23 protein-coding genes and 1 pseudogene are annotated in these 23,712 nt (G+C 47.3%); 15 read left to right on the top strand and 9 right to left on the bottom strand.

Translation table 11 applies throughout. The features are described 5' to 3' along the window. Positions 1-71: 71 nt before the first annotated feature. The 5 genes and pseudogenes from Nant_RS20665 to Nant_RS20645 form a co-directional block, all read right to left on the bottom strand. Positions 72-1,593 (bottom strand): annotated as a pseudogene (locus Nant_RS20665) (Rne/Rng family ribonuclease). Between the two features lie 72 nt (positions 1,594-1,665). Next, positions 1,666-2,244, bottom strand: a complete 579-nt coding sequence (locus Nant_RS20660) for a Maf family protein (protein WP_054343578.1) — start codon at positions 2,242-2,244, stop codon at positions 1,666-1,668. Between the two features lie 18 nt (positions 2,245-2,262). Next, positions 2,263-2,751, bottom strand: coding sequence for a rod shape-determining protein MreD (gene mreD, locus Nant_RS20655; protein ID WP_054343577.1), 489 nt, complete (start codon positions 2,749-2,751; stop codon positions 2,263-2,265). Beyond that, on the bottom strand, positions 2,744-3,622 hold the full coding sequence (gene mreC, locus Nant_RS20650; protein WP_076496107.1) for a rod shape-determining protein MreC: 879 nt from the start codon (positions 3,620-3,622) through the stop codon (positions 2,744-2,746). The genes mreD and mreC overlap by 8 nt, the downstream gene beginning before the upstream one ends. Before the next feature lie 61 nt (positions 3,623-3,683). Further along, complete coding sequence (locus Nant_RS20645; RefSeq protein ID WP_054343576.1) at positions 3,684-4,721, bottom strand: rod shape-determining protein; 1,038 nt, start codon at positions 4,719-4,721, stop codon at positions 3,684-3,686. Positions 4,722-4,867: 146 nt separating this feature from the next. On the opposite strand from Nant_RS20645, the gene gatC reads away from it, so the two are divergent. The 6 genes from gatC to Nant_RS20615 all read left to right on the top strand — a co-directional run bounded on the left by gatC (position 4,868) and on the right by Nant_RS20615 (position 10,210). After that, on the top strand, positions 4,868-5,155 hold the full coding sequence (gene gatC, locus Nant_RS20640; RefSeq protein WP_054343575.1) for an Asp-tRNA(Asn)/Glu-tRNA(Gln) amidotransferase subunit GatC: 288 nt from the start codon (positions 4,868-4,870) through the stop codon (positions 5,153-5,155). 45 nt (positions 5,156-5,200) lie between these two features. Continuing rightward, positions 5,201-6,652, top strand: coding sequence for an Asp-tRNA(Asn)/Glu-tRNA(Gln) amidotransferase subunit GatA (gene gatA / locus Nant_RS20635; protein ID WP_054343574.1), 1,452 nt, complete (start codon positions 5,201-5,203; stop codon positions 6,650-6,652). A 15-nt stretch (positions 6,653-6,667) separates the two neighbouring features. Then, positions 6,668-8,119 (top strand): Asp-tRNA(Asn)/Glu-tRNA(Gln) amidotransferase subunit GatB, encoded by a 1,452-nt coding sequence (gene gatB / locus Nant_RS20630; RefSeq protein ID WP_054343573.1) that lies wholly within the window; start codon positions 6,668-6,670, stop codon positions 8,117-8,119. A 216-nt stretch (positions 8,120-8,335) separates the two neighbouring features. Further along, complete coding sequence (locus Nant_RS20625) at positions 8,336-9,322, top strand: GTP-binding protein (protein ID WP_054343572.1); 987 nt, start codon at positions 8,336-8,338, stop codon at positions 9,320-9,322. Further along, positions 9,306-9,674 carry a hypothetical protein gene (locus tag Nant_RS20620; RefSeq protein ID WP_054343571.1) on the top strand — a complete coding sequence of 123 codons (369 nt, stop codon included), beginning with the start codon at positions 9,306-9,308 and terminating at the stop codon, positions 9,672-9,674. Before Nant_RS20625 ends, Nant_RS20620 begins: the two co-directional genes overlap by 17 nt. A gap of 8 nt (positions 9,675-9,682) precedes the next feature. After that, positions 9,683-10,210, top strand: a complete 528-nt coding sequence (locus Nant_RS20615) for a DNA-deoxyinosine glycosylase (protein ID WP_054343570.1) — start codon at positions 9,683-9,685, stop codon at positions 10,208-10,210. Here Nant_RS20615 and Nant_RS20610 read toward each other — a convergent pair. Continuing rightward, positions 10,196-11,224 carry a GlxA family transcriptional regulator gene (locus Nant_RS20610; RefSeq protein ID WP_274378346.1) on the bottom strand — a complete coding sequence of 343 codons (1,029 nt, stop codon included), beginning with the start codon at positions 11,222-11,224 and terminating at the stop codon, positions 10,196-10,198. The two genes, Nant_RS20615 and Nant_RS20610, sit on opposite strands and share 15 nt — an antisense overlap. 279 nt (positions 11,225-11,503) lie before the next feature. Here Nant_RS20610 and Nant_RS20605 point away from each other — a divergent pair, with 279 nt between their 5' ends. Next, positions 11,504-12,730, top strand: a complete 1,227-nt coding sequence (locus tag Nant_RS20605) for an aspartate aminotransferase family protein (protein WP_054343569.1) — start codon at positions 11,504-11,506, stop codon at positions 12,728-12,730. A 345-nt stretch (positions 12,731-13,075) separates the two neighbouring features. On the opposite strand, the gene Nant_RS21635 is transcribed toward Nant_RS20605, so the two are convergent. After that, positions 13,076-13,252: a hypothetical protein gene (locus Nant_RS21635; protein WP_179078949.1), complete on the bottom strand. Its 177-nt coding sequence runs from the start codon at positions 13,250-13,252 to the stop codon at positions 13,076-13,078. A gap of 320 nt (positions 13,253-13,572) precedes the next feature. Here Nant_RS21635 and Nant_RS20600 point away from each other — a divergent pair, with 320 nt between their 5' ends. Next, positions 13,573-13,782 (top strand): cold-shock protein, encoded by a 210-nt coding sequence (locus Nant_RS20600; RefSeq protein WP_054343568.1) that lies wholly within the window; start codon positions 13,573-13,575, stop codon positions 13,780-13,782. Between the two features lie 159 nt (positions 13,783-13,941). Here Nant_RS20600 and efpL read toward each other — a convergent pair whose 3' ends face one another. Beyond that, on the bottom strand, positions 13,942-14,508 hold the full coding sequence (gene efpL, locus Nant_RS20595; RefSeq protein ID WP_054343567.1) for an elongation factor P-like protein EfpL: 567 nt from the start codon (positions 14,506-14,508) through the stop codon (positions 13,942-13,944). A gap of 169 nt (positions 14,509-14,677) precedes the next feature. Between efpL and Nant_RS20590 the strand changes: the two genes are divergently transcribed. Next, positions 14,678-15,358, top strand: coding sequence for a glutathione S-transferase family protein (locus tag Nant_RS20590; RefSeq protein ID WP_338011167.1), 681 nt, complete (start codon positions 14,678-14,680; stop codon positions 15,356-15,358). An 82-nt stretch (positions 15,359-15,440) separates the two neighbouring features. Here the strand turns inward: Nant_RS20590 and Nant_RS20585 are convergent, their stop codons facing one another. Beyond that, a complete protein-coding gene (locus Nant_RS20585) occupies positions 15,441-16,328 on the bottom strand; it encodes an MBL fold metallo-hydrolase (protein ID WP_054343565.1) in 888 nt (295 codons plus the stop codon). A 137-nt stretch (positions 16,329-16,465) separates the two neighbouring features. Here Nant_RS20585 and Nant_RS20580 point away from each other — a divergent pair, with 137 nt between their 5' ends. The 6 genes from Nant_RS20580 (at position 16,466) to astB (ending at position 23,701) form a co-directional block, all read left to right on the top strand. Beyond that, positions 16,466-17,383, top strand: a complete 918-nt coding sequence (locus tag Nant_RS20580) for a LysR family transcriptional regulator (protein ID WP_054343564.1) — start codon at positions 16,466-16,468, stop codon at positions 17,381-17,383. A gap of 180 nt (positions 17,384-17,563) precedes the next feature. Then, positions 17,564-18,790: a hydrolase gene (locus Nant_RS20575; RefSeq protein WP_054343563.1), complete on the top strand. Its 1,227-nt coding sequence runs from the start codon at positions 17,564-17,566 to the stop codon at positions 18,788-18,790. A gap of 3 nt (positions 18,791-18,793) precedes the next feature. After that, positions 18,794-19,807: an arginine N-succinyltransferase gene (gene astA, locus Nant_RS20570; RefSeq protein ID WP_054343562.1), complete on the top strand. Its 1,014-nt coding sequence runs from the start codon at positions 18,794-18,796 to the stop codon at positions 19,805-19,807. A gap of 25 nt (positions 19,808-19,832) precedes the next feature. Further along, positions 19,833-20,861, top strand: coding sequence for an arginine N-succinyltransferase (astA, locus tag Nant_RS20565; protein WP_054343561.1), 1,029 nt, complete (start codon positions 19,833-19,835; stop codon positions 20,859-20,861). Between the two features lies 1 nt (position 20,862). Then, on the top strand, positions 20,863-22,332 hold the full coding sequence (gene astD / locus Nant_RS20560) for a succinylglutamate-semialdehyde dehydrogenase (RefSeq protein ID WP_054343560.1): 1,470 nt from the start codon (positions 20,863-20,865) through the stop codon (positions 22,330-22,332). 34 nt (positions 22,333-22,366) lie between these two features. Then, positions 22,367-23,701: an N-succinylarginine dihydrolase gene (gene astB / locus Nant_RS20555; RefSeq protein ID WP_054343625.1), complete on the top strand. Its 1,335-nt coding sequence runs from the start codon at positions 22,367-22,369 to the stop codon at positions 23,699-23,701. Positions 23,702-23,712 lie beyond the last annotated feature (11 nt).

Here is a 23,712-nt window from a genome sequence, read left to right as displayed (position 1 = left end):
AATCACACTTGAGGCCCAGCCTTATTACCGCAGTACTGTCACCTCATCTTTTATTACCGCCGCAGCACTTATTACCTCAGCACCACATCAAACTGCTCTGGACTGTACATCGCTTCCACTTGAAAACGAATTGTTTTATTGATAAATGCTTCTAATTCAGCGACATGATCCGAAGCATCATCCGTCAGATATTCAACAACACCGGCGGACGCCAATACCAGATAAGTCTCTGTATCATAGGCACGATGCTGACGCAGAATTTCCCGAAAAATCTCATAACACACGGTAACAGGCGTTTTAATAGATCCACGCCCCTGGCATTGGCTACAAGGTTCACAAAGAATATGCTCCAGACTCTCACGCGTACGTTTGCGCGTCATCTCAACCAAACCCAATTCTGACACACCTGTCACTTTACATTTTGCGTGGTCGCGCTCCAACACTCTCACGCGTACGTTTGCGCGTCATCTCAACCAAACCCAATTCTGACACCCCTGTCACTTTACATTTTGCGTGGTCGCGCTCCAACCCCCGCTCCAGTGTTCTCAGTACCTGCCGCTGATGCTCGACCAATTCCATATCAATGAAATCGATAATAATAATACCACCGAGGTTGCGTAATCGCAGCTGTCTGCCGATTGCGGTTGCGGCTTCCAGGTTCGTCTTAAAGATGGTTTCTTCAAGATTACGGTGCCCCACAAATCCGCCTGTATTCACATCAACCGTGGTCATCGCTTCTGTCTGATCAAAAATCAGATAGCCGCCCGACTTCAGCTCAACTTTACGCCCCAGTGCTTTTTGCATTTCATCTTCAACATTATATAAGTCAAAGATCGGTCGCTCGCCTGGGTAATACTCTAAATGGTCATAAATTTCTGGCACCAGTGCTTTTGAAAACGCTTGCGCTTTCTGAAAGGTCTCGCGGGAATCAATCCGGATACGCTCCATACCCGTATGCGCCATATCTCTCAAGGCACGCATGTTCAACGGAAGATCTTCATACACATTCGAGGGTACACGTGCGATGGCGATATCAGCTTCAATCGATTTCCATAAACGCCGTAAAAATTGAACATCTGCCATTAAATCGGTTTCAGAAGCACCTTCTGCAACGGTGCGAAGAATATAACCCGCTGGATCAGCTTCTTCCGACTCTACACTTTTCTGCAATGCCGTGCGTAACCGCTCTCGTTCTTCTACATCTTCTATACGTTGTGAAATACCAATATGACTACTGCCTGGCATATATACCAGGTAGCGGGAAGGAATAGATATATGAGTAGTTAGCCGGGCACCTTTTGTGCCAATAGGGTCTTTAGTCACTTGCACGACTAATGATTGTCCTTCTTTAAGCACCTGGGCAATCGAAATAGTGTTTTTTTCCTCGCCGCTGGTTTGCGCAGGCAGCACATCTTCAACATGAATAAAAGCAGCACGCTCAAGGCCGATATCCACAAAGGCTGCCTGCATGCCTGGCAACACACGTACCGCTTTGCCTTTATAAATATTGCCTACAATACCCCGCTTAGCCGACCGTTCAACATAGATCTCCTGCGGCATCCCGTTTTCAATCACGGCGATACGGGTTTCCATCGGAGTGAAATTAATCAGTATTTCTTCGCCAACATTTGTTGCCACAAGAATCTTCCTTTCTATTTCAAAGTGTTAATGTTGCCAAAATTTGATTCCTGTTTTGCATAAGAGTTCCGCCGTTTCTGCCAGTGGCAAACCAACAACATTAGAATAGCTTCCCTCTATTTTCTCAACAAAAACAGCACCGAATCCCTGAATCCCGTATCCCCCTGCTTTATCGCAAGGCTCACCTGTTTGCCAATACCGCTGGCATAAAACAGGGTCCAGAGTCTTAAACGTAACATGCGTAACGACAACCTGACTATCCGTCTGACCTTGATATGTGAGCGCAACACCCGTCATAACCTGGTGCGTCCGACCAGAGAGCTGCTTCAACATCACCAAGGAGTCTTCTTTTGATACAGGCTTACCTAATATTTTCCCATCAACAACGACCGTTGTATCAGCGCCTAATACCGCCCATTGTGATGCATTTTGCTGAGAGCCTTGCTGTGATTTCTCACACGCTAAACGGCGCACATAATCTTCTGGTCGCTCTGCGGGCAATACTGTTTCGTCGATATCAACATTACATTGTTCAAACACAACGCCTATTTGGGCAAGTAACTCTTTTCGTCTGGGCGACGCAGAAGCCAATATCAGGTCAGGCATGGTATTCTCAGATAATGATTAATTGACGTGAAAAGTACGGCGTATCCCCCTCAGGACAACAAACACCCAAGGCCATAATATGGCACTAACAACAGCGGGCAACAGGAAGACAAGAGTGTCGCCGGTACTCCCGGTCAACGATTGTATCCAGTGAAAAATCAACTGATTAATACCCACCAGCACTAACACCATCATAGCCTGCTGCCACAACGGGTACATGCGTAAGCGCCTGTGCAAGATCAATGTAATAAATGCAATAGTGGTTAATGACAGAGCATTCATACCCAGTAAACTGCCTTTTAAAACATCCAGTGCCAGTCCGGAAACCCACGCCATACCAATGCCGAAACGATGCGGCAGAGCCATCACCCAGTAAATAACGATCATCGCGACCCACTCAGGACGCCACCAGACAAGCATGGAAGGCAACGGCATTTGACTAAGGATAAACCCCACAATCAAAGTGCCAACAACAATCATAATACCGCCGGAACGTCGCTTACTCATTTAACATTTGCACCTCAGAAGACTCTTGCTGGTTAACAGACTCCTCCCTATTCTCGGTGACGGGTTCAACCAGTAGCAGATGCCGGCTCTTATCCAATCGCGCTGCCGGTACCGCTTTAACACGCGAAAAAGGTCGACCGGGATCACGCACAACACTCGAGACTGTAGCCACGGGATAGCCATAAGGGAATCGCCCCCCCAAACCAGAAGACACCAGCAAATCACCGACTCGGATATCTGCTGTATCAGGAACATACTCCAATTCCAGCTCTTCCAGAGACCCTTTACCTAACGCAATCGCTCTAAAGCCATTACGATTAATTTCTACGGGTAACGCATGTCGGGCATCAGTAATAAGCATGACCCGACAGGTGTAATGTGATACATCAACAACCTGCCCTAATACGCCTCTCGCATCCAATACCGGTTGCCCCATAAAGACACCATCCTCCAGGCCTTTACCCAGAATAATCTGATGTTGAAATGGATCAGGATTCACGCCTATAAGCTCGGCTAACTGGACGTTATTCCGAATACGTTCACGGCCACTTAAGAGCTCACGCAATCTTAAATTCTCGGTCGTTAGTGAGTCCATTTGCTGCACTTTCTGATCAAGAAGAATAACTTCTGAACGCAGCTGAGTATTGTCTTTAACGAGAGAGCGACGGCTAACCAGCACATCAGATAGGTCATCCGCAATGCGGGTTGGCATATCAACCAACCATTGAATCGGCGTCATAATCAAAGAAAGTACGTTACGAGCGTCGCGAGTACGAGGCGAATTAAGGTCACTCACCATAAAAACAATGGCAAGTATGACCAAAACAAAGAAGAAAAGGCGGGGAATACCGCCTTTAAATATTGGATTCATAAGTACACATCCCTCTTTATCAAGGAAAGTGATTTACTACCGTTCACAACGATGACCGCTGCTATTCGAAAGTCAGTAGCTCAAACGCGTGCTTATCCAGCAATTCCAGCGCTCGACCACCACCTCGGGCTACACATGTCAGAGGATCTTCTGCCAAGATCACCGGAAGACCTGTTTCCTCACTAATCAAACGATCAATATGACGTAACATTGAACCGCCGCCAGTGAGGACGATACCATGCTCAGCAATATCAGATGCCAATTCAGGGGGACACTGTTCCAGTGCACTCTTAACAGACTGAACGATCGCAGATAACGGATCCTGTAACGCTTCAAGAATTTCATTACTATTCAACGTGAAGCTACGCGGAATACCTTCAGCCAAATTACGGCCACGTACATCAATTTCAAGCACGTCTTTACTTGGATATGCTGAACCGATTTCCTGTTTGATTCGTTCGGCTGTTGCTTCACCGATCAAACTACCGTAGTTACGACGAACATACGTGACTACCGCTTCATCGAAGCGATCACCGCCAATACGTACAGATTCTGCGTAGACGATACCGTTAAGTGAAATCACAGCAATTTCAGTCGTACCACCACCGATATCGACAACCATTGAACCATTAGCTTCTTCAACAGGAAGACCCGCACCAATAGCCGCCGCCATAGGCTCTTCTATCAGATACACTTCACGCGCACCCGCCCCCATCGCAGATTCTTTAATGGCGCGACGCTCTACTTGCGTAGATTTGCAAGGAACGCACACCAGAACACGCGGGCTAGGAGAGAAAAAGCTGTTGTCATGCACTTTACTGATAAAATATTGAAGCATTTTTTCAGTGACATGAAAATCAGCAATAACACCGTCTTTCATTGGACGGATCGCTGTAATATTGCCAGGAGTACGACCCAGCATACGCTTTGCATCAGTTCCTACAGCTGCTACAGACTTTTGATTACCACTTTGTCTGATAGCTACCACTGAAGGTTCGTTAAGTACAATGCCTTTACCGCGCACATAAATCAGCGTATTTGCTGTACCAAGATCTATAGATAGGTCGCTTGAAAACAGACCCCGAATTTTTTTGAACATGGTGACTAGAAACCTTAAAAGTTACGGGCGTAGCTGATGTATTTTTAAAAACATGTAACTCTAGCAACGGCAGGCATTTAGAGCAAGGAGCAAATATGGTAAGTTAGTGTTTTTTGCCACAACCAAGACCGTCAGCGAGATTACTTATGGCTCTAAATAGAACCGATGTAGAAAAAATCGCCCATCTGGCACGTCTGCAAATAGATGACAACGATGTGCCTGAGTATGCCCAAAACCTATCGAATATATTGGATTTAATAGGCCAGATGCAAAATATCGACACCAGCGATATTGAGCCGCTAGCGCATCCGTTTGATGCCGTGCAGCGCTTGCGGGCAGACAAAATCACCGAACTGAACCAGCGAGAGCACCTGCAAAGCGTTGCGCCTGCCGTTGCCAATGGTCTTTTCCTCGTACCGAAAGTGATTGAATAAGTGATTGAACAAAAGCGCCTGCATAACGACTAGGACTATATTGAGATGTTAAATAAAACACTGGCAGAACTGGCCAAAGGACTTGAGCAGGGCGAGTTTAGTAGCGTCGAATTGACGCAAGCTTATCTTGAACGTATTAAAAATGAAGACAGTAAATACAACAGCTTCATTACTGTCACTGAAGAGCTTGCACTACAACAAGCCACTGCTGCAGATACTAGCCGCGCTGCAGGTAACGCCACAGCAATGACCGGCTTACCCATCGCCCATAAAGATATTTTTTGTACTGAAGGCGTGCGCACCAGCGCAGGTTCTAAAATGCTGGACAACTTTATATCGCCGTATGATGCGACAGTCGTCCGCAAATTTAACGCGGCAGGAACGGTCACATTGGGTAAAACCAATATGGACGAGTTCGCCATGGGCTCATCCAATGAATCCAGTTTTTACGGACCCACCCGCAACCCATGGGATACCGATCGCGTTCCCGGCGGATCATCAGGCGGATCCGCAGCCGCGATTGCCGCGGGACTCACTCCTGCAGCCACAGGTACCGATACCGGTGGTTCAATCCGTCAGCCCGCCGCCTTTTGTAACCTGACAGGCCTCAAGCCTACCTATGGTCGCGTTTCCCGTTATGGGATGATTGCTTATGCATCATCTTTAGACCAGGGCGGCCCGATGGCACACACTGCTGAAGATGCAGCCATGATGATGAATGTTATGGCCGGAACTGATCCTCTGGATTCAACCAGCGCTGAGCGCAATGTCCCGGACTATACTGCTAATCTGGACGCACCATTAACAGGCTTAAAAATAGGCCTGCCAAAAGAGTTCTTTTCTGCCCGCCTTGATCCGGCCATGGCAACCCTGATTCAGACTGCCGTGAAAGAGTACGAAGCACTGGGGGCTACCATTAAAGAGGTCAGCCTGCCTAACACAGCGCTTTCTGTACCCGCTTACTACATTATTGCACCGGCCGAAGCCTCATCGAACCTATCCCGCTTTGATGGTGTTCGTTATGGCTACCGCTGTGAAGATCCAAAAGATTTAGAAGACATGTATAAGCGCACCCGTGGAGAAGGCTTTGGCAGCGAAGTTAAACGCCGCATCATGGTAGGCACTTATGCGCTATCAGAAGGATTTTATGATGCTTACTATAAAAAAGCACAGCAAATCCGCCGTCTGATCCAGCAAGACTTTATTCGCGTACTGTCAGAAGTCGATGTCATTATGGGACCAACAACCCCAACGCCCGCCTTCAAACTAGGCGAAAAGACATCCGATCCTGTTGACATGTACATGGAAGATATCTTCACACTGTCTTTAAACCTTGCAGGCCTGCCCGGCATGTCGATTCCTTGCGGCATGACCAACGGCTTACCCGTAGGCTTACAGATTATTGGCAATTACTTTGCTGAAGAAAAACTTCTGAATGTAGCGCACAAGTTCCAGCAGGCAACTGACTGGCATACCCTGAAGCCTGCAGGTCTCTGAGAGGAATAAAGAATAATGGAATGGGAAACAGTGATCGGGCTCGAGATTCATGCGCAGCTCGCAACAACCACAAAAATTTTCTCCGGCGCCAGTACTGCTTTTGGTGCCGAACCTAACACACAAGCTTGTGCTGTTGATTTAGCACTACCGGGAACATTGCCGGTGTTTAACGAAAACGCGCTACGTATGGCGGTGATGTTTGGTACGGCCATCGATGCTGAAATCAGCAAGGTATCGGTATTTGATCGTAAAAACTATTTTTATCCCGATTTGCCTAAAGGCTATCAAACCAGCCAGCTGTTTTACCCGATTGTCGGTAAAGGCTTTATTGATATAGAACTAGAAGACGGCACCACCAAGCGCATCGGCGTGACCCGCGCACATCTTGAAGAAGATGCCGGCAAATCATTACACGAAGAGTTCGCCAACATGACCGGTATCGATTTAAATCGTGCCGGCACACCGCTGCTAGAGATTGTATCAGAGCCCGATATGAGCTCTGCTGAAGAAGCGGTAGCCTATGCCCGTAAGATCCACGCATTAGTGACCAGCCTGGGTATTTGCGACGGCAACATGGCTGAAGGGTCGTTCCGTTGCGATTGCAACGTCTCCGTTCGCTATAAAGGTGAAGCGCTCGGCAACCGGACTGAAACCAAAAACATCAATTCATTCCGTTTCATCGAAAAAGCGATTAAAGGTGAAGTGGAACGTCAGATCGACATTCTCGAAGATGGCGGACGCATCCCTCAGGAAACCCGCCTGTATGATGCGGACAAAGATGAAACCCGCTCAATGCGCAGTAAAGAGGAAGCCAACGACTACCGCTACTTCCCCTGTCCTGACCTGTTACCCATCGTCATAGATGATGACTACATTGATGCGATACGTAATGCACTACCCGAACTGCCTGATATCCGCCGGATTCGCTTTGTTGACACTTACCAGCTATCAGATTACGACGCGGGCGTGTTATCAGCCTATAAACCCTTATCCGACTACTTTGAAACCGTCGCCACCTTATCCGGCGATGCAAAGCTAGCGGCTAACTGGATCATGGGTGAGCTCTCCAAGCACCTTAACCAGCATGATACTGATATCAAAAACAGCCCAGTCTCAGCCGATCAGCTCGGCGGATTAATCCAGCGCATCAAAGACAACACCGTTTCCGGCAACATTGCCAAGAAAGTCTTTGAAGCCATGTGGAATGAAGGCGGCAGCGCCGACGACATTATCGAAGCTAAAGGTCTCAAGCAGGTGACGGACAGCGGCGCTATCGAGAAAATAGTCGACGAAGTCATTTCCAGTAACCAAAAGCAGGTGGATCAATACGTTGCAGCAGAGCCAGACAAGCGCGGAAAAATGATCGGTTTCTTTATGGGGCAAGTCATGAAAGTTTCCGGCGGCAAAGCTAATCCAGGGCAAGTACAGGGAATGATGAAACAGAAACTAGACGCACTCTGTTCATAAACTCTGCTCATTAACCCTGTCAATAAAGTCTATATTCCATATATGAATAAAGCCGGCTTAATTGCCGGCTTTTTATTCGATGCAACAAAGATAAAAAGCACTACTATAATAATAGTAATAAGTTTAGTGAAAATTAACTACTCAACAGGATAATACAAGCACTCTAATCTAGTCTGTGACTATAGTTTTGAACTTGTATTTCATCAAAGGTGCTTCATGAAATCATACAAAGTTCTTTTTGTAGGCTCTCCTGGTTCAGGAAAAACCACGGCGATTCGAACAATAAGTGACATTGATGTGGTGGATACGGACGCCAAAGTTTCCGACTCAACGATCAAACGAAAAAGAACCACTACGGTAGGCATGGACTACGGAAAACTTTCTTTGGGTGAAGATTCCGTCCTCCATCTATACGGAACCCCGGGGCAAGAACGCTTTAAATTCATGTGGGATCTAATGGTCAGCGATTTAGCGAACGACGCTTCTGCATTAATTTTACTGATCGACAACACCCGCAATTATCCATTTCGCGATATTGAATATTATCTCAGCGAATTTTGGGACTACATCGCTAAACGCCACTTCATCATAGCCGTTACACGCTCGGATTTGAAAAATGACCCCACTGAGGCAGATTACCAAAACTGTCTTAAAGAGAAAGGAATTTTGGCACCCATTATTTTTATTGACGCACGTAAACCTATGGATGTTATGGACCTGATTATGTCCGCCTTAAGCCAGGAGGAAAACATAAATTGGGCAGAGATATCTCATCGGGTCGCGATGACCGAACTCAAAAAGCGTAATCTTGATCCGGACTCACCACAATTTGAATGGCTACGAAAAACCCGCGACGTACCTAAAATATCGATTATCGAAGCGGCTATGCAAGTACGTGGCATTATAGGTGCAACGCACCTTAATGAAAAACAAGTGCAGACTGACACCTCCAGGCATGATTTAGAGTGCAATGAGCTTTTCAGATCCCTAGCCAAACTAGCGGCAGCAATAGAAAACAAAGCACCTCAACTAGATCAGATACGAAACATTTCACTGCACGCCCCTTATAAAGAATCGATCTCTGTTTTTTTGGAGCCGGATCAAGCCCTAGGATTGCTGACCAACTCTTCGATGACACATACACAAATTCGTCGACAAGCAGAAGACCTATTGCAATGGAGCGATAATGTCGAAAATACTTAACAAGCTTGAAGGGATGGCGGGCACCGATTACAGCGCGCTTGTGATCAATAATCGTCCGATCGCCTCGACGTTCTCTAAAGAAGAGATGCTCTATCTCAAACTATCTCAACAAGCATTTGTGCATATTTTTAAACAGGCCGATAAGATACAAGCTAATGATCTGTATGATGAAGCGCACTTACAATTAGGGCAACGCAGATTGCTATGCTTTCGTCTTGAGGACAACATTTTATACATCTCGATGCTTCCGCAAACCAATGATATCCAAAAAGCCCAGAAGGTTATTCGTGGCGCATTCAGCGTTTTAAGAAAGATTGCCTCGGCATCAACTCATCAACCCCAAAAAAACTGACCGTTAACATGAACACTCCTATCATCAGTTTTAATTATGTTGCCTCAGCCAGCGCCACGATATTGATTTTGGGCTCCATGCCTGGGGTTAAATCGCTACAAGAGCAACAATATTACGCCCATCCGCGTAACACGTTCTGGCGGATTATGGGTGAGTTTTTCGATTTTGAACCCAGAGAGCTTGAATCTGGCTTAAATTACACATCCTACCTCGCCCTGCTTCAAGAACACGGGATTGCTCTGTGGGATGTCGCTCATCAATGCATCCGCCCGGGTAGCCTTGATAGCGAAATAGACCGTAAGAGTGTGGTACCTAACGCGATACCAGCTTTATTAACCACCTGCCCACACATTCACACGATCTGTTTTAACGGCCAAACGGCCGCAAAAATGTTTAAGCAACACTTTCCCGATCTGCTCAACAATCCAAACCTGCGCTTTATCACACTACCGTCGACCAGCCCGGCGCATGCCGCGCTCACCTTTACCGACAAACTAAACGCATGGAACATAGTTAAAAATTCAAGGCCGTATTAACACCGAACGCCCCATTGTATTTTGGTCCGGACTTAGCTCAGGCTCACGCTTGCGCTCTTCTCGTGGCGTAAGGCCATAATGATTCCGGTAAGCCGTACTAAAATATGAGGCACTGGAAAAGCCACAAGCCAAGCCTATTTGCAGGATGGTTTTATCGCTTTGGCGTAGCAACTGCCGCGCATGCTCTAGTCGTAGATCCAGATAATATTTTGAAGGCACTGTTTGTAAGTGTTTTTTAAACAACCGCTCAAGATGCCGGCGTGATATGCCGACATGATGCGCTAAGTCATCTGTAGATAACGGCTCTTCGATGTTCATCTCCATCAAAGTAACCGCTTCAATTAATTTAGGTTGACTAGCACCGATACGCGCTTTGAGCGGAATGCGCTGCTGCTCCTCAGAGCTTCGCATACGCTCATACACAAACTGTTCAGATATAGATGCGGCTAAATCCATACCATGCTCTTTACCGATAAGAAACAACATCATATCCATGGCGGCCGTTCCACCACTGCAGGTATAGCGAGCACCATCAATTTCAAACAAATTATTTGTGACTAACGTATTAGGAAATTCATCTTTAAGACTAGCAATATCCCACCAATGAATCGTTGCCCGGTAGTTATTCAACAGGCCAGCACGCGCGAGAAGATAAGAACCTGTACCAATACCGCCCAGCGCAATACTGGCCCTATTTTGGCGCCTCAACCAACCGATCACAGCCTCATTACCCGTTCGCGCGATAGGACTTGCACCACAAACAAAAACAGCATCCAGCACAGGGATATCGCTTAAACTACAATCCACCAGTATTTCCACACCAAAGCTACTGGCAACCGCTTCACCATCATGGCTCACCAACACAGTTTCATAACACTCATCGCCAGTAACCCAGTTCGCCATTCGTAAAGGCTCTATCGCCGATGAGAAGGCAATTAACGAAAAATTAGGCAACAGCAAAAAACCAAACCTTTTAGGCCCTGTTTTTTTTTCTTGCGGGCTCTGTTTCCATATTGCCAACTGACTCGCCTCTGCATATTCTTACAAATTAATAGATCTGAGCGTAACAATAATGATCTTTATAGCCTAATGTCTCAGTCATATCGCTAAATGTCAGCTTAGCGCAACTTCATGTCGCGCTACAGAAATTAAAGACCTGTTTTAAAAAACGTTTTTTGCTGATACTAAATATAGATAGTCCAACAGATCAATTACCACTGATTAATTAGCCTGATACAGGGCTTGAACGGGCGCCCACCAGAAGCTCCGTATTGATAATAAGGAAGTACACCCATGTTTAAACAACCCGTTAATCGCGCACTTTTTGATGAAGTGATGGTTCCCAATTACAATCCACAGCAGATGGTACCGGTGCGCGGCCGCGGTTCACGAGTATGGGATCAAGAAGATAATGAATATATCGATTTTGCCGGCGGCATTGCCGTTAATGCACTCGGCCATGTTCATCCAGCGTTAGTAGCAGCACTCAAAGAGCAAGCAGACAAACTCTGGCATTTGAGTAACACTTTTACCAACGAACCGGCATTACGTCTGGCCAAAAAACTGACTGATGCTACCTTTGCCGATAAAGTATTCTTTTGTAACTCCGGTGCAGAAGCCAACGAAGCCGCTTTCAAACTGGCTCGCAAATATTCTTATGACAATTTCGGTCCGGAAAAAAATGAAATTATCGCCTTCTATCAAGGCTTTCATGGCCGTACATTGTTCACTGTTTCTGTTGGCGGACAAACGAAATATCGTGAAGGCTTTGAACCCGCACCTGGCGGAATCTCTCACGTGCCTTTTAACGACCTGGCCGCGTTGAAAGCCGCTATTTCCGATAAAACATGTGCCGTTGTGATGGAACCTATTCAAGGCGAAGGCGGTGTTATTCCAGCGGATCCTGAATTCGTCAAAGGCGTACGGGAATTATGCGATCAACATGATGCACTGCTGGTTTTCGATGAAATTCAAACGGGTGTTGGTCGTACAGGGCATCTATATGCCTACATGGGCATGGGTGTCGAACCTGACATTATGACCAGCGCCAAAGCACTGGGTGGTGGTTTCCCTATCGGCGCCATGCTAACAACAGACAAAGTAGCGCCTAGCTTTGGATTTGGCACACATGGCAGCACCTATGGTGGCAACCCACTTGCCTGCGCGGTATCTGAAGCAGCCTTAGATCTGATCAATCAACCGGAACTTCTTAACAACGTTGCTAACAAACGCGCCATTTTTGTCGAAGAACTGGAGAAAATAAATACCAAGCACCAAATATTTAAAGAAATCCGCGGTGATGGATTACTCATCGGTGTTGAACTGATCGACAGCTTACACGGCCAAGGTGCAGCATTCCTTGCTGCCGCGCGCGAAGAAGGCCTGATGATTCTCATGGCGGGTCCAAACGTTCTGCGCATGGCTCCCTCATTAATCATTCCTGATCAAGATATTCGAGATGGCATGGCATTACTGGAAAAAGCTGCTGTTAAAATAGTTGCAGCAGCGGCAGCCGCTTAAATTATCAGCTAAGTTTATCTGACAAATTTATTCGCCAAACATTGGCGCTCATCTTAAAAAGCCCACACTTAGTTGTGGGCTTTTCCGTTCAACAACAGAATAAGACTGACGATCAACCGCATAAGAACCATCCAAAATCCAAGACGGCGGTATACAGAAAATATTTTATGGCTGGCTATTAATAAATGACTATTGATATAAAATCGCAAAGAGCTCAGGAAGCGAATGCAGTGATTAGTAGCGGGATGGGGCGATTTATAAAAACTATTAACAAAAATGGAGGGCTGCACGCTATCAAGAATTACAGAAGAATCCGTCTCACACGTCACCAGCCCATCATGGCTATTACTTATCGGCGGGTTTTCCAAGAACTATCTGGCGAGGTCCGGCAAGATTATGCTGACCGGTTACACCGCTGGCAATTTCCTGGATTTGACCACCCGCGCGAAGGAAAGCAGCGGTTTGCTCTTCAATAGAGTCATGAGTTTCGGTTGCTGCTTTTTTTTTAGGCTTGGCGGCCATAATTAAGAATCCTATTTTGAGTATATGTCGAAGCAGTATACCAGTTTTACAACCAAGAATCTCGTGAGCACAATTCACCACCCTTCTAATGTCTAAATTAAGTCTCCGTTCAATGCTTGTAAGTGACTTGTAACTCTAACATTAGTTGTGTATTGTAATTCGTATTGTAGTTGATTTTGTATCTCGTAATTTTGTAGCCGTTCTTATGAACTAAAACATCATTTCGATGAAGGCATTAGCAATTACATGCAAACCCGGCCGGTTTCGGAGACTTAATGACTCCCCGGCTTTTAATTTACTTTTTATGAGAAATAAAGAATATGTCCGACAAGCAGACTGGAACAGTTAAGTGGTTCAACGATGAGAAAGGTTTTGGTTTTATTGAGCGTGAAAACGGTAAAGACCTTTTTGCCCACTTCCGTTCTATCGTTGGTGAAGGCCGCAAAACTCTTCACGAAGGACAGACAGTTCGTTTCGTAGAAGTACAAGGCGAAAAAGGTCCTCAGGCTGACCAGATAGAAGCTGTATAAGACTTCTTAGGCACTGTTGTATTACGGTGCCAAGGCTGAATAGAAGGTAACAATCTTCGGCTTGTTACTTTCATTCTGCCAACCTGCGTTAAGCTCGAAAAGCCTGCATTTTATGCGGGCTTTCGTCGTTTTAGAGTTTAAGGTTTAAGGCTTTGTAAATCACATGCGTGAAAGGAATTTACCGGTTTCAGTACTGACCTTGATAAGCTCCCCTTCTTTTATATATTCAGGCACCTGCAACTCATAACCGTTTGTACATTTAGCCGGCTTAGTCCGTCCAGTTGCACTTGCCGCCTGCATTCCCGGCATACACTCAACGATCTCAAGAGACACATTTGTTGGCAACTCCAACGCTATCAACTGATCGTCCACCAGCATCGCATTCAGCCCCTCTAATCCATCACTGAGAAAAGGTAGCTGTTCACTTAAAACCTCTTCATCAATACTATATTGGCTATAATTTTCCTGATCCATAAACGTATAAACATTACCCTCCCTGTATAGAAAAGAGACTTGACGCCGCTCAAGCGCTACCGCCGTTAACATATCGTCTCCGGTAAAGGTTTCGTCCCGTTTACCGCCGTTGGGTAACTGGTTAAAACGTACTTTATAGAGCGTTTGAGCACCCCGTGACGAAGGACTGCGAACGTCAATATGCAAAACGCGGTACAGGGCTCCGTTAATGTCTACTACATGACCTTTTCTCAGCTCTGAAGCTTTTGGCATGATAATTATCCGCACATTAAAAAACGCTATTGTAGGCGAATGCTTTAGCGCTGCACAGATACCACACCTACTATCTCAAAATACTGGTTATGCATAGACTTACTCATAGCTTACAATTGTGCCTGGTCAGGATAGAAGAATCCCCGGCTCAATATCAGCTATATAATAAATTAGCAGTACTGCCTATCCAGCAACAGACAACGGGAGAGATATTATCTACACCCTCTATTGGGATCGCGGCGGAGCCAATATGGCCACTCACGCCCTATTGGAAGAATTAAGCGTTGATTATCAACTCATTGAAATTGACTTAGCCCGCAAGATGCAACGAACGCCCGAGTATCTGGCGATCAACCCTAATGGCAAGGTCCCTACTTTGCTGCATAATGGCGATATCATTTATGAATCGGCTGCCATTCTCCTTTACCTGCTTGATCAGCATCCTGAATCAGATCTATCTCCTCCACCCACATCACCACAAAGAGGCCGTTATTATCAATCACTGATATGGATGTCGAATACTTTACAAGAAGCTGCCAACCGTTGGGCGCATCCTGAACACTACTGCGACAATAAAGAAGGCCAGGCTTCTCTAAAGATAAAAGCCTCCCGAGAACTTGAGCGTTGCTGGCAAGTCATCGAAAGCGATCTGAGCAACCAAGGCCCCTGGATCTCAGGAGAGACACTAAGCGGTGCTGATTTTCATCTCTTTATGATCGCATACTGGAGCCGTCTCTATGAGAGCCGCGCACAAGATTACCCAATGATTCAGCAACTACTGAAAAATCTACTCAAGCGCAAGTCGATTCAGGCAATGCTGCAACAAGAGAGCCTTTCTTTTACATGCTGAATGGCATCACACTCTATGTAAGTGAAAATGGCGCGATTACGGTTAAGTAATCGCGCCATGAATACATCTGTTAAGATCGCCCTTACCAGGCCATTTCGCCCGTAGCCACTTTAGATCCGATATCTAAAGCAATGCCCAGTCCGGCATCCGGATAAGCGGCTTTCATACCATCAATCAATTCAGCAGAGCTTTTTGCACTGTCTGCCATTTTATAAAAACGTTGCAGATAATTCCGGGTATAGCGAATGGTGTTTACATCCAGAGATGTGCCCGCTTTCATATGCCCTGGCACAACAATGGCGGGGTCCATACTTTCCATTTCATCAAGCTGCGCAATCCAGGCTTTGCGCGCACTGTTCTTTTGTACATCGGCCGTCCAGACATGTAAATCACCAAAAACAGCGACACTACCAACAACAGCATGCAAAGACGGAATCCATATATAAGGACGATGTGCCAACTCACCCGTCAAACCATGCAACTCAAGCGCCTGCCCATCGACTAATAGTTTATCTCCCTCAAACAGTGTCGGAAGCACGGGGTTCTGCGGTGCATTTACGCCCATTTTCGGCCCCCAAAAAGCGACTTTAGCAGGTAATTTGGCTTCTATTTTTTCCAGTACCGCTGAGCTTGTCAGCACTACCACTTTCGGAAAAATACGCTTTAGCACTTCCACGCCAAAATAAAAATCCGGGTCAGCCTGACTCACATAAATAGTCGTCAGCGTTTTACCGCTATCCAATACATTGGCAGCAATACGATGTGCATCAGCACGGGTAAACCCCGCATCAATTACCACTGCCTCTGTTTCACCACTCACCAATACCGAGTTCACATGAAAGCTACCGGCATCGGCATTGTAGACTTTTAAGGTCAATGGCTCAGCGGCATGCGCAGCGGGTACAGCAACCGCCGACAATACGGACAATAAGACAGGAACTAATTTCGAAACTAACAGTTTTTTGAACATAATGTATTCCATATGTAAGATATAAATTTACGCCTTCGCCACTTATGTGACTCAGTATGGAAGCACTATAGTTTGTTGATTGGTTCAGATAAACTACCCAAAACAACCAACTTTGTTGCATATATCGAGCAAATAACATGGACAGACTCACCGCCATGCGGGTTTTCAAAGATGTAGCACATACCCGCAGCTTTACGGCCAGCGCCGAACGTTTGGATATGTCACGTGCGATGGTCACGCGCTACATTGCCACAATGGAGAAATGGCTGGGAGCCAGATTGCTACAGCGTACAACACGCCTGGTGACACTGACCCACGCAGGCGAACAGAGTCTGGAGCACTGCCTGAAAATGCTCGAAATAATGCAGGATGCAGAATCTGAAATTACAATGCAGGATGCAGAATCTAAAATTCCCCCTGCCGATAATACGCTACGCGGACAACTCCGGCTAACCTGCAGCATGTCGTTTGCACATGCGCACTTATCCACCGCTATTTGTGATTTCCTTGCACTACACCCTCACCTCAAGATCGACATTAATGCAGACGATCACACACTAAATCTGATTGAAGCGCGTATTGATCTGGCTATTCGCATCAGCAACGAACCCGATCCGATGCTCATTGCCCGCCCGTTAGCCACATGCGACTCAATACTGGTAGCCTCTCCTGGCTATATCACAGCGCATGGCCGGCCTCGGCACCCCACTGATCTGAATCAGCATCAATGCCTTGGCTACGCCAATTTTGGACAAGGTTTGTGGCAACTAACGCGCGCAGATCAACAGGAGCAGATAAAAATAACCCCTCGCTTCACCGCTAACGAAGTGACTGTATTATTAAATGCAGCATTAGCGGGTGCCGGTATCGCCTTACAACCCACCTATCTTGCAAATGAACATATAGAAAAAGGAGCACTACTACAGGTACTGCCAGAGTGGTTACCTCCTACGCTCACTCTCTATGCGCTATACACGTCCAGGCGACACTTATCACCTGCCGTACGTGCTTTACTGGATTTTTTGGTTGAGCGTTTTGCCACAGCACCCTGGTAACGGCAAAAAAATCAGACACTTGCTTTGACTTCTTGCAGGTGAAAATGACGCCAACTACCCAAGAGTTCTCATACATTTCGCCTTACTTTTTGGCGCAATCCTGAAAATCAGGTCGCATACTCAACAGATTCTTTTGTGATTATCATCAATAATGATGTGATCGGATAAAAGGATACTTATATGACTTACGACTATACCCCCTGGCTTGACTGGCTGACGTCCCAACAAGATGACATGCTGCAGAAAACCATTGAACTGGCGTCTATCAATTCTGGCTCTTTGAACACGGCCGGTGTAAATCATGTACGTGAAAAATTAGCTGAATACTTCCAGACACTCGGAGGGTCAGCCGAGGTTATTCCTGTGGCGCCTTATGAATTCGTCAGTACCACAGGTGACGTCGAATATGTTCCACTCGGGGACGCATTGCGTATTACTAAGCGCCCGAATGCGCCCCTGCAGATATTTTTTTGCGGCCATATGGATACTGTTTTTCCTATCGACTCCGCTTTTCAGGAGATGACATGGCTGGATGACAACACACTGAATGGCCCGGGTGTCGCCGATCTTAAAGGCGGCCTAATGGTCATGCTTAAAGCTATTGAAGCGCTGGAACGCAGCCCTTGGGCAGAGAATATAGGCTGGGAAATTCTATTCAATCCCGATGAAGAGATCGGCTCTCCCGGTTCGGCTCCCCTGATTGCCGATGCAGCCAACCGCGTTGATCTGGGCATGATTTATGAGCCTTGTATGGCCGATGGCACACTTGCCGGCGCTCGTAAAGGCAGTGGCAACTTCAGTATTGTCGTGAATGGAAAAGCGGCGCATGCCGGACGTGAACATCATCTGGGTCGCAATGCGATCCGTGCCATGTGTGACTTTATATCAGCACTGGACGACCTCAATGGCCAGCGTCAGGGTGTAACGATTAACCCCGGCTTTATTGAAGGAGGCGGTGCGGTTAACGTGGTCCCTGATCTTTGCGTATCGCGCTTTAATATTCGACTGGAACGCCCTGAAGATGAAACTTGGTGTACCCAGCAGATTGACACTCTAATTAACGAATTGAATCAACGCGATGGTATTAATGCCACATTACATGGCGGATTTGGGCGTAAACCCAAAGTACTCAGCAACGCTAATACTGCACTATTTGAACTGGCGAAAACATGCGGTGCAGAACTCGGCATGGCGATCAACTGGCTACCTACCGGTGGCTGTTGCGATGGTAACAATTTAGCCGCTGCCGGCATCCCGAATATCGACACGTTAGGTGTACAAGGCGGGAAAATCCACTCCAGTGACGAATACATGCTGGTAAGCAGCCTGTCTGAACGCGCCCGATTAAGCGCACTGCTGTTGATGAAACTTGCCACTGCAGAAGACCTTAGCTGGCTAAAGGAGTAATCAATGCTATTAATACGCCCTCTTACTTTTGCCGACCTTCAGGGATTAGAACACTTAGCCGTTATTTCTGGTGGTCGCATGACGACCCTGCCTGCTAACCGCGATCACCTGAGTGAACTGATCAACCGCACCAGGCAATCATTACGTAAAGAAGTCACTCAATATAGTGATGAAAGTTACCATTTTGCGTTGGAAGATCAATCCAATGGCGAAATCGTAGGTGTCTGCGGTATCGACGCCAGCGTCGGACTGAATACACCCTTTTACAGCTACCGTATCGATGAAGTAGTACACGCCTCTAACGAACTTCAGATTCACAATCGCATTCCGGCATTACACTTATGTCAGGACTATACCGGCGCAGCCCGCCTGTGCACGCTGTTTCTGGACAAAGCCTACCGCAGCAACGAAAATCTTAACCTGCTTTCTCGCGCACGCATGCTGTTTATAGCACAACATCCTGAGCGCTTCGCGGGCAAGGTCATTGCCGAACTTCAGGGCGTAGCCGACAGTGAAAACCGTTCGCCCTTCTGGGATTGCCTGGGGCGTCACTTTTTCAATATGGATTTCAACAAAGCCAACTATCTTACAGGCATCAATTCCAAAGGCTTTATTGCTGATCTGATGCCCCACTACCCGGTTTATGTGCCGCTATTAAGTGAAGAAGCACAAGCATCACTGGGACAACCGCGTCCGGATATGGCGGGGGTTAAAGCACTACTGGAAGAGGAAGGCTTTAGCTATCGTCGTTATATCGATATTTTCGATGCAGGCCCAACGCTCGAAGCACGCACAGAAGATATTCGCAGCATTGCCAACAATCAGATTAAACCCATCAAGATTGGCGAGAACAGGTCAACCGACCAACATGTCACTGTGCTGATCAGCAATCAGCAGCGTGAAAATTTTCGTTGTTTGATGGTAAACACAGATCCACAACACCCCGAAGTCACTACTGAGATAGCCACTATGTTGCGTCTCAATGATGGCGATAACGTCAATATCATTCGCCTTTAAGCCGCGACACAGGAAATTGTAGATTATGATGGTAGTTCGCCCAATTCAGGCAAATGATCACGAGGCACTACGCGACCTGGCACGTAAAACCGGGCCAGGCTTCACCTCGTTACAAGATAATGATGAGCAGGTCGCCGCTAAGCTTGAAGCCGGTCTGGCGGCCTTTCTGCCGGGAGGTATTCCTGCTGAAGCGCTTTACCTGTTTGTGATGGAAGAAACAGACACAGGAGAAGTCGTCGGTATCTGCGGAATAGAAGCAGCCGTTGGTTTATCCGAGCCCTGGTACATTTATCGGGTGGGTACACTGGTACACGCATCACGTGAATTAAACGTCTATAACCAGATCAACACCCTGACTATCACCAATGATCATACGGGTTACTCCGAACTGTGTACGCTATTTTTAACGCCGGAAGCGCGCCACAATAAACAAGGCTCCTTACTATCTAAGTCACGATTTTTGTTTATGGCCGAGTTTCCGCAACGCTTCAACGAACATTTAATTGCCGAGATGCGCGGTTACTCGGATGTGAATGGAATCTCTCCTTTCTGGGAAGGTTTAGGCCGCCATTTCTTCTCTCTGGACTTTGCTGAAGCCGATAAAATCTCATCGATGAGCAAAGTTTTTATTGCTGAGTTAATGCCAAAAAACACCATCTATACCAACCTTTTATCACAAGACGCGCAAGATGCTATCGGCAAAACCCATGAAGCGACTACACCCGCGCGACGCTTACTGGAAAACGAAGGCATGCGCTATACCGGCTATGTCGATATTTTTGATGGTGGCCCAACTTTGGAAGCACGTGTTAACGATATCCGCGCTATTCAGGAAAGCCAATACGTCAAAATACATATCGCAGACATCGCCTCGGATGGCGAGCTTTACATGATCAGCACAACGGAATTTTCTCAATTCCGCTGCTGTATGTCGCCTCTGATGCGTGCTGGCAAAAATTTAATTACGGTGACGCCCGACGTGGCCGCTGCATTGAACATTATTGAGGGCACCACTGTTCGCATCGTTGCGATGTCCTCTGGAAGGAGATTTTAAAATGACTGCATCACTTTTCATTAACGGCCAATGGCTGGCGGGTCAAGGCGCTGCCTTTAACTCCGTAAATCCTGCTACAGGTGAAGCAATCTGGTCTGGCCAGGCTGCAAATCAAGCACAAGTGGCAGCGGCTGTTAAGGCAGCACGTTCTGCCAGTGCAGACTGGGCGAATGTAAGCTTTGAGCAACGCTGCGCACAGGTTCGCCGCTATGCAGAGCAGCTAAGCGAAAACAAAATATTACTGGCGCGCACCATCGCAGAAGAGACCGGCAAGCCATTTTGGGAAACACAAACGGAAGCCGCTGCCGTTATTGGCAAAATTGAAATCTCTATTAAAGCAGCCATCGAACGTACCGGCGAACGCTGCAGCGATATGCCAGGTGCTAAAGCTGTTCTACGCCATAAACCCCATGGCGTTGTCGCTATTTTCGGCCCTTACAACTTTCCGGCTCACTTACCCAATGGCCACATAGTACCGGCCGTATTAGCAGGTAACAGCGTCATCTTTAAGCCGAGTGAACTCACGCCTAAAGTGGCTGAACTGATGATCTCTTTATGGGAAAAAGCAGGTTTACCAGCCGGCGTCATAAACCTTGTACAGGGTGAAAAAGAAACCGGCATCGCATTGGCCGCCAACCCTGATATCGACGGTCTGTTCTTTACCGGTAGCTCGCGCACAGGTCACCTGTTACACGAACAGTTTGCAGGCCATCCGGGTAAAATTCTGGCATTGGAAATGGGCGGAAACAACCCACTGATCATCGATGAGATCAGCGACATCAAAGCTGCCGTGCACGAAACCATTCAATCGGCTTACATCACCTCAGGCCAGCGTTGCACCTGTGCACGCCGCTTATTTGTACCACTTAATGCCACTGGTGATGCGTTCCTTGAGCAGCTCAAAGCAGCGGCCAGCCAGATACAGGTAGGCGGTCAATTTGACGAACCCGCTCCTTTTATGGGCAGCCTGATATCAGAAGCCGCCGCCGATGGCATGGTGACTGTGCAGCAACAACTGCTGGACATGGGCGCAACCTCTTTACTCAGATTGGAAAAACTCAAAGCGGGAACCGGCTTAGTTTCCCCTGGTTTGATTGATGTGACTGCCGTAAAAGATATGCCAGACGACGAACACTTCGGTCCGCTGTTAAAAGTAATTCGTTACAGCGATTTCGATGATGCCATTCGTCAGGCAAACGCCACGCAGTTTGGTTTATCTGCCGGCCTGTTCAGCGATAACGCCGAGCACTTCGAGCACTTTTACCGCCATATCCGTGCCGGCATCGTCAACTGGAATAAACAGCTCACGGGTGCTAGCAGTGCCGCACCTTTTGGCGGAATCGGCGCCAGTGGTAACCACCGTGCCAGCGCCTATTATGCGGCAGATTACTGCGCATACCCTGTTGCTGGGATTGAAGCCGAGCATCTTTCATTGCCAGACACGCTATCCCCTGGCCTGACACTCAACTAAGCAGTCTGGAGATTATAGTGATATGAAAACAGATATAAACGCGGTTGAAGCTAATTTTGATGGGCTGGTCGGCCCGACGCATAATTACGCAGGACTTTCATTCGGCAACGTCGCTTCGCAGAGCCATTCAGCGCAAGCATCAAACCCGAAACAGGCAGCGCTACAAGGCTTGGCCAAGATGAAAGCCTTACATGACGCAGGTTTAACCCAGGGAGTTCTGGCACCTCAAGAGCGACCAGACCTCAACACCTTACGTCGTCTTGGCTTTACCGGCAGCGATGCCAATGTTCTGCAAACCGCTAGCCAGCAAGCGTCTAAAGTTCTGGCCGCCTGCTGCTCAGCGTCGAGCATGTGGACAGCTAACGCCGCCACCGTATCGCCCAGCGCCGATACCGCCGACGGCAAAGTTCATTTTACGCCAGCTAACCTGACCAATAAATTCCATCGCTCCATTGAGCATGAAGTCACCGGCCGGATTCTGAAAGCAACATTTAACGACGAGCGTCACTTTGCGCATCATCAAGCCCTGCCCAGTGTGGAGCACTTTGGTGATGAAGGTGCCGCGAACCATACGCGCTTCTGTCATGAATATGGCCAGGCGGGTATCGAATTTTTCGTCTATGGTCGCTATGCATTTGATAGCAGCAAGCCCGCGCCGGTTCGCTACCCTGCCCGCCATACATACGAGGCATCTGAAGCGATCGCGCGCTTACATGGCTTGCAGGCTAAAGGTGTGGTGTATGCGCAGCAAAATCCGGATGTCATCGACAAAGGTGTCTTTCACAACGATGTCATCGCTGTCGGTAATCGTGACCTGATGTTCTGCCATCAGGAAGCATTTCTGAATCAGCCCGACGTGCTTAAACAACTGGCTGGCGCAATGAACAATCAGTTCAACGTCATCGAAGTGCCTAGTGCCCGCGTCTCTGTTGAGGATGCCGTAAAAAGTTATCTGTTCAACAGCCAGCTGTTGTCAATCAACGGAAAAACGGTGATTGTTATTCCTGAAGAGTGTCAGAAAAACCCTGCAGTTTGGGACTACCTGACCGAACTACGTGACGGTGATTCGCCGATCAGCGAATTAAAAGTATTCGACCTGAAACAGAGTATGAGCAACGGCGGCGGGCCAGCGTGCCTGCGCTTACGCGTAGTACTTAACGAGCAGGAACAAGCCGCGTGCAACCCGAATACGCTGATGAGTGACGCGCTTTATACACGCCTGACACAATGGGTTGATCAACATTATCGTGACCGCATCATAGATGCCGACTTAGCTGACCCTCAATTACTGTTGGAATCACGCAGTGCACTGGATGAACTCACGCAGATTTTGAATCTGGGCTCTGTTTATCCCTTCCAGCAAGTTTAACCTCGCTGAAA

The sequence above is a fragment of the Neptunomonas antarctica genome, assembly GCF_001305295.1.
Classification (GTDB): domain Bacteria; phylum Pseudomonadota; class Gammaproteobacteria; order Pseudomonadales; family Balneatricaceae; genus Neptunomonas; species Neptunomonas antarctica.
Note: the sequence above shows the minus strand (reverse complement) of the source record. Positions and strands in the feature narration are given on the sequence as shown.

Excerpts from the sequence above, each read along its gene's own strand:
- Nant_RS20620 (WP_054343571.1), top strand. The coding sequence starts at position 9,306 with ATGTCGAAAATACTTAACAAGCTTGAAGGGATGGCGGGCACCGATTAC.
- Nant_RS20600 (WP_054343568.1), top strand. The coding sequence starts at position 13,573 with ATGTCCGACAAGCAGACTGGAACAGTTAAGTGGTTCAACGATGAGAAA.
- Nant_RS20645 (WP_054343576.1), bottom strand. The coding sequence starts at position 4,721 with ATGTTCAAAAAAATTCGGGGTCTGTTTTCAAGCGACCTATCTATAGAT.
- gatB (WP_054343573.1), top strand. The coding sequence starts at position 6,668 with ATGGAATGGGAAACAGTGATCGGGCTCGAGATTCATGCGCAGCTCGCA.
- Nant_RS21635 (WP_179078949.1), bottom strand. The coding sequence starts at position 13,252 with ATGGCCGCCAAGCCTAAAAAAAAAGCAGCAACCGAAACTCATGACTCT.
- gatA (WP_054343574.1), top strand. The coding sequence starts at position 5,201 with ATGTTAAATAAAACACTGGCAGAACTGGCCAAAGGACTTGAGCAGGGC.
- astA (WP_054343561.1), top strand. The coding sequence starts at position 19,833 with ATGATGGTAGTTCGCCCAATTCAGGCAAATGATCACGAGGCACTACGC.
- mreC (WP_076496107.1), bottom strand. The coding sequence starts at position 3,622 with ATGAATCCAATATTTAAAGGCGGTATTCCCCGCCTTTTCTTCTTTGTT.
- gatC (WP_054343575.1), top strand. The coding sequence starts at position 4,868 with ATGGCTCTAAATAGAACCGATGTAGAAAAAATCGCCCATCTGGCACGT.
- Nant_RS20575 (WP_054343563.1), top strand. The coding sequence starts at position 17,564 with ATGACTTACGACTATACCCCCTGGCTTGACTGGCTGACGTCCCAACAA.
- astA (WP_054343562.1), top strand. The coding sequence starts at position 18,794 with ATGCTATTAATACGCCCTCTTACTTTTGCCGACCTTCAGGGATTAGAA.
- Nant_RS20625 (WP_054343572.1), top strand. The coding sequence starts at position 8,336 with ATGAAATCATACAAAGTTCTTTTTGTAGGCTCTCCTGGTTCAGGAAAA.
- mreD (WP_054343577.1), bottom strand. The coding sequence starts at position 2,751 with ATGAGTAAGCGACGTTCCGGCGGTATTATGATTGTTGTTGGCACTTTG.
- Nant_RS20605 (WP_054343569.1), top strand. The coding sequence starts at position 11,504 with ATGTTTAAACAACCCGTTAATCGCGCACTTTTTGATGAAGTGATGGTT.
- efpL (WP_054343567.1), bottom strand. The coding sequence starts at position 14,508 with ATGCCAAAAGCTTCAGAGCTGAGAAAAGGTCATGTAGTAGACATTAAC.
- astD (WP_054343560.1), top strand. The coding sequence starts at position 20,863 with ATGACTGCATCACTTTTCATTAACGGCCAATGGCTGGCGGGTCAAGGC.
- Nant_RS20585 (WP_054343565.1), bottom strand. The coding sequence starts at position 16,328 with ATGTTCAAAAAACTGTTAGTTTCGAAATTAGTTCCTGTCTTATTGTCC.
- Nant_RS20660 (WP_054343578.1), bottom strand. The coding sequence starts at position 2,244 with ATGCCTGACCTGATATTGGCTTCTGCGTCGCCCAGACGAAAAGAGTTA.
- Nant_RS20615 (WP_054343570.1), top strand. The coding sequence starts at position 9,683 with ATGAACACTCCTATCATCAGTTTTAATTATGTTGCCTCAGCCAGCGCC.
- Nant_RS20580 (WP_054343564.1), top strand. The coding sequence starts at position 16,466 with ATGGACAGACTCACCGCCATGCGGGTTTTCAAAGATGTAGCACATACC.